This is a genomic window from Pseudomonas sp. EGD-AK9 (assembly GCF_000465935.2).
GTDB lineage: Bacteria > Pseudomonadota > Gammaproteobacteria > Pseudomonadales > Pseudomonadaceae > Aquipseudomonas.
On the sequence record NZ_AVOF01000261.1, the window covers coordinates 1 to 4,594 of the forward strand.

General features: G+C 69.7%; 6 protein-coding genes and 1 pseudogene. 5 read left to right on the forward strand and 2 right to left on the reverse strand.

Going from position 1 to position 4,594, the window contains the following annotated elements; genetic code table 11:
* Positions 1-566: sulfate/molybdate ABC transporter ATP-binding protein (locus tag N878_RS13190; protein WP_021444124.1), on the forward strand; the 566-nt coding region annotated here is incomplete at its 5' end.
* A 49-nt stretch (positions 567-615) separates the two neighbouring features.
* On the opposite strand, the gene N878_RS13195 is transcribed toward N878_RS13190, so the two are convergent.
* On the reverse strand, positions 616-1,017 hold the full coding sequence (locus tag N878_RS13195) for a hypothetical protein (RefSeq protein WP_021444125.1): 402 nt from the start codon (positions 1,015-1,017) through the stop codon (positions 616-618).
* Positions 1,018-1,141: 124 nt separating this feature from the next.
* Here N878_RS13195 and N878_RS13200 point away from each other — a divergent pair, with 124 nt between their 5' ends.
* Both N878_RS13200 and N878_RS13205 read left to right on the forward strand, forming a co-directional pair.
* A complete protein-coding gene (locus tag N878_RS13200) occupies positions 1,142-1,927 on the forward strand; it encodes a helix-turn-helix domain-containing protein (protein ID WP_021444126.1) in 786 nt (261 codons plus the stop codon).
* A gap of 164 nt (positions 1,928-2,091) precedes the next feature.
* Positions 2,092-2,838 carry a hypothetical protein gene (locus tag N878_RS13205; RefSeq protein ID WP_031303142.1) on the forward strand — a complete coding sequence of 249 codons (747 nt, stop codon included), beginning with the start codon at positions 2,092-2,094 and terminating at the stop codon, positions 2,836-2,838.
* A 56-nt stretch (positions 2,839-2,894) separates the two neighbouring features.
* On the opposite strand, the gene N878_RS13210 is transcribed toward N878_RS13205, so the two are convergent.
* The gene (locus N878_RS13210) at positions 2,895-3,419 is read right to left on the reverse strand and encodes a DUF962 domain-containing protein (RefSeq protein WP_021444128.1); all 525 of its coding nucleotides are present in this window, start codon (positions 3,417-3,419) and stop codon (positions 2,895-2,897) included.
* Between the two features lie 95 nt (positions 3,420-3,514).
* Between N878_RS13210 and N878_RS13215 the strand changes: the two genes are divergently transcribed.
* Positions 3,515-4,198 carry a Crp/Fnr family transcriptional regulator gene (locus tag N878_RS13215; RefSeq protein ID WP_021444129.1) on the forward strand — a complete coding sequence of 228 codons (684 nt, stop codon included), beginning with the start codon at positions 3,515-3,517 and terminating at the stop codon, positions 4,196-4,198.
* Between the two features lie 57 nt (positions 4,199-4,255).
* A pseudogene (locus N878_RS13220) lies at positions 4,256-4,594 on the forward strand (alkaline phosphatase family protein); the annotation flags it as partial.

Below are 4,594 nucleotides of genomic sequence, written 5' to 3' on the forward strand. Positions count from 1 at the left end.
AGCGCCAGCGCATCGCCCTGGCCCGCGCCCTGGCGGTGGAGCCGCGCGTGCTGCTGCTCGACGAGCCGTTCGGCGCCCTCGACGCCAAGGTGCGCAAGGAGCTGCGTCGCTGGCTGGCGCGCCTGCACGAGGACGTGCACCTGACCAGCGTGTTCGTCACCCACGACCAGGAAGAAGCCATGGAAGTGGCCGACCGCATCGTGGTGATGAACAAGGGCGTGATCGAACAGATCGGCTCGCCGGCCGAGGTCTACGAGCACCCGGCCAGCGACTTCGTCTACCACTTCCTCGGCGACGCCAACCGCCTCTATGTCGGCGACGGCGACCATCATGTGCTGTTCCGCCCGCACGAGATCCACCTCTCGCGCCAGGCCGAGGAAGGCCACCAGGCCGGCGAGGTACGCGACATCCGCCCGCTCGGCGCGATCACCCGGGTGACCCTCAAGGTCGCCGGCCAAGCGGAGCCGATCGAAGCGGAAGTGGCCAAGGACCACCTCAGCCTGGCCGGCCTGAGCCGCGGCGAGACGCTGTACTTCAAGCCCAAGGCCGGGCAGCCGACGGCCTAAGGCCGGGCGGCCACCGCGCAGCCTGGGCTTCGCGGTGGCCGCCGGGCTCTCAGAGCGTCGCCGCCCGCGAATACTTCAGCCCATACCACTGCAGCTCGGCGAGCAGCGCCACCGCCACCGCCTGGGCGACGACGAAGGCGTAGCCGAACAGGTTCGGCGAGACCCAGCCGATCACCAGCAACAGCAGGCTGTCGATCACCCAGACGACATTGACCGCGAGCACCGCCCACACCGCCGGGCGGCTCAGTTCGGCGCGGTTGGCCAGCCATACCAGCATGGCGGCGAACGGCAGCAGCGCGCTGCCGGCGACCAGCAGGAGCATGCGCGGCAGTTCGAGAAAGGCGCCCAGCCAGCCGGCGGCCAGGACCAGCAGCAGGCCGGTGACGCCGCTAAGCAGGCCGTCGACCAGCAGGGCATTGCGCAGCAGCGGAGAAGGTTGCAGTGCGTTCATGGCGAATCCTCCAGAAGGCGGCACCGGAGCGGTGCCTGGCGCACAGATTTCGCCGGATCGTGCCGGGCGTCGATTACCTGCCAGGTAATGGCCGGCATGACGCCGCTGGACTATCGTGCTGACCATGAACGATTCCCAGACCGCCGGCGCCCTGCTGCGCCAATGGCGCCAGCGGCGCCGCCTCAGCCAGCTCGACCTCGCCTGCGAGGCGGAGATTTCCACCCGCCACCTGAGCTTCGTCGAAACCGGCCGCGCCCAGCCCAGCCGCGACATGCTGCTGCACCTGGCCGAGCAGCTGGAGATTCCCCTGCGCGAACGCAACCGCCTGCTCGGCGCCGCCGGCTACGCGCCGCTGTACAGCCAGCACGACCTGGCCGACCCGGCGCTGGCGCCGGCGCGCCAGGCCATCGAGCAGTTGCTCAAGGCCCACGAACCCTACCCGGCGCTGGCCATCGACCGGCAGTGGAATCTGCTGGCGGCCAATGCCGCCGTGGGCGCCTTCCTCGCCGGCATGCCGGCGTTTCTGCTCGGCCCGCCGCTCAACGTGATGCGCCTGTCGCTGCACCCCGAGGGCCTGGCGCCGCGCATCGCCAACCTGGCGCTGTGGCGCGCGCACCTGCTGATGCGCCTGCAGCGCGATGCCGAAATCAGCGGCGACGACAGCCTGTTTGCCCTGCTCGAAGAGCTGCGCGGCTACCCCGCGCCGGCGGAAGTCGCCGCGCCGCCGAGCGACGCCGTACTGGTGCCCCTGCAGCTGCACAGCGAACGCGGCGTGCTGAGCCTGATCAGCACCATCACGGTGTTCGGCACGCCCAACGACGTGACCCTGGCCGAGCTGGCGCTGGAAACCTTCTTCCCCGCCGACGCCTTCACCTCGGCCTACCTGCGCGAACTGGCCGGGCGGCCGTAGCGGCCACCGGCGCACGGGCCTCTGCAACGGTCGCTCTGCCGCGCCGCCGGCCTTTTTCCGACGAAATCACACTTTCGGGTCATGCTTCGCGGCCTGCGACGCAGTAGTCTTGACGCTGCGCCTTTGACGCCGCCCGCTCACAACAATAACAAGGAGCACCCCGGATGCGCTGTAAAGCATTGTTGCGCCACGTTTTTCTCTGGACGCTCGGGCTCTTCGCCGGGCTCTCGCCACTGGCCTTCGCCGAAGCGGTCAGCCCCCAGGAACAGATTCAGGTGCATGCCAGCCGTGCTACCAGCAGCCTCATGCTGTTACGCGGCGAAGGCTTCCAGAAGGTTCATCAGCAACGCCTGGAAGCCGACCTGGCCGCTCTGGCCGGGGCCATGCAGAGCCTGCCGCAGGGCAGCGCCGAACTCTCCAACGCCCACCAGACCCTTGTTACCCAACTGCGCGCCGGTGTTTCCTATGGCCCCGGCGAGGAGAACGTGCCCTGGCGTTTCCCGGAAGACCTCAGCCGCGCCCTGCGCGATTTCCTCAGCGCCGCCCGCGCCCTGCCGGGCGGCGAGGGGCAGAGCGAGCTGGCGGCCAAGGTCGAGTACCTCGGCGTGCAGTACCTCAGCCGTGCCTACCTGGGCACCTTCGAGATCGCCCGCGAGCAGCCGGATACCTACCTGGGCCAGGACGAACGCCTGCTGCTGCCGGCCATCGATGCCGAGCTGGGGGCCCTGGACAAGAAGGCCAACCCGCAGCTGAGCAAGCTGCAGACCCGCTGGAGTTACCTGCGCGCCGCCCTGGCCGACATGAACAGCCAGAGCAATGCCCTGGAAAGCGTCTCCGGCCGGCCCTTCGCGCCGATCACCGTGGATCGCCACGCGCGCTCGCTGACCGCGCAGTGGATGGCGATGTTCTAGAGCCGTAGGCTGCGCCGTGCGCACCGCCTAGGGGGTACGCACGGCGCAGCCTGAGATCAGGCCAGCGACTTCTTCTCGCGGATGCAGGTCGGCCCGGCGATGTCCACCACCGCCCGCTCCACCTCCTTGCGCAGGCCGAGCAGGAAGGCCGCCTCGGCGGCGACGAACAGCGGGCCGATCACCAGCCCCGTGACATCGTCGATGAAGGCCGGCTTGCGCCCCTCGTAGTAATGACCGACGAACTGGATGACCCAGCCGACCACGAACAGGCCGATGCCCGCGCTCAGCCACAGCGCGGTGGAAGCCGCCGCCAGGGCCGCGCCGGCCCACAGGCAGAGCCCCAGCAGCAGGGCCATGAGCAGGCCGAAGCGGGTGTCCAGACGCAGGTAGAACAGGGCCGAGGCCAGTGCCAGCAGCGTCGCCGGCGCCAGCCACAGGCCGAGCAGCTCGAAGCCGGGGCGCGACAGCAGCACCGCCACCGCCAGCACTATCATGGGAATACCGATGAAATGACTGGCGATATTGCGCCGGTCACGGTGATAGGCCGCATATTGGGCCAGGTGATCGACTAGGGTTTTCATGTGGTTGCGGTCCTTTTTCACGACAGGCCCTGGCATCATCGCGCCCCGCTCGTCCGCCACTCTGTCAGCTAGGCGACAAAGCCCAAGGAGCCTCGATGCACGACCCCCACCCCTTCCTCGCTCGCCTGCAGCAGGGCCACTGGTTCGCCGGCCTGCCCGGCGAGCTGCAGGGCGCGCTGCTGGACATGGCCCAGGTGCTGCAGCTGCAACCCGGCCAGCGCCTGTTCCGCCGCGGCGACAAGCCCAGCGGGCTGTATGCGGTGGTCGAGGGGGCGATGCGTATCGGCGCGGTCAGCGAGAGCGGCAAGGAGGCGCTGCTGACCCTGGTCGAGCCGCCCTACTGGTTCGGCGAGATCTCCCTGTTCGACGGCCTGCCACGCACCCACGACGCCTTCGCCGAAAGCGCCAGCAGCCTGCTGCTGCTGCCCCAGGCCGAGCTGCTCGCCCTGCTCGAGGCGCAGCCGCGCTACTGGCGCGACTTCGCCCTGCTGATGAGCCAGAAGCTGCGCCTGGCGTTTATCGCCCTGGAGGAGATGAGCCTGCTTCCGGCCGCGCCTCGCCTGGCCCGGCGCCTGCTGCTGATCGCCGAGAACTACGGCGAGGGCGAGCCGCGGCGGGTGCTGCACCTGGCCCAGGAACAGCTGGCGCTGATGCTGGCGGTGTCCCGGCAGACCACCAACCAGATTCTCAAGGAGCTGGAGGCCCAGGGCATCGTGCGCCTGAGCTACGGCGAGATCGAAGTGCTCGACCTCGAACGCCTGCGCCGGGTCGCCGGCTGAACCGCTGGCGCTGTGCCACTGTCGATAACCTGTCCACTTGACCGAGTCTGCCGTCCGATGCCGTCCACCGCCGCCTCCACCCTCCCCGAGATACTCGCCGGCCCGCTGCTGCGCCGCCTGGAACCCGGCCGCCTGGTGCTGTGGCTGGTGGCCAGCCGACCGCTGAGGCTGCAGCTGTGCCTGCAACCCGAGGGCGAGGCCGAGCAGTGGCACGCCCTCGACGAGCATTGCCGGCAGCTGCCGCTGGGCCGCCACGCCGTGCTGCACCTGATCGACCTGGCGCTGACGCAGCCCCTGCCGCAGGACGTGCGCATCGCCTACGACCTGCAGATCCTCGGCGCCCCGGCGCCGCGCGGCCTGGCCGACTGGGCGCCGCATCTGCTGTACGACGGCCGC

What these genes read in the sequence shown, in the direction of transcription:
- N878_RS13195 (WP_021444125.1), bottom strand. Translation starts at nt 1,017, where the DNA reads ATGAACGCACTGCAACCTTCTCCGCTGCTGCGCAATGCCCTGCTGGTC.
- N878_RS13210 (WP_021444128.1), bottom strand. Translation starts at nt 3,419, where the DNA reads ATGAAAACCCTAGTCGATCACCTGGCCCAATATGCGGCCTATCACCGT.
- N878_RS13200 (WP_021444126.1), top strand. Translation starts at nt 1,142, where the DNA reads ATGAACGATTCCCAGACCGCCGGCGCCCTGCTGCGCCAATGGCGCCAG.
- N878_RS13205 (WP_031303142.1), top strand. Translation starts at nt 2,092, where the DNA reads ATGCGCTGTAAAGCATTGTTGCGCCACGTTTTTCTCTGGACGCTCGGG.
- N878_RS13215 (WP_021444129.1), top strand. Translation starts at nt 3,515, where the DNA reads ATGCACGACCCCCACCCCTTCCTCGCTCGCCTGCAGCAGGGCCACTGG.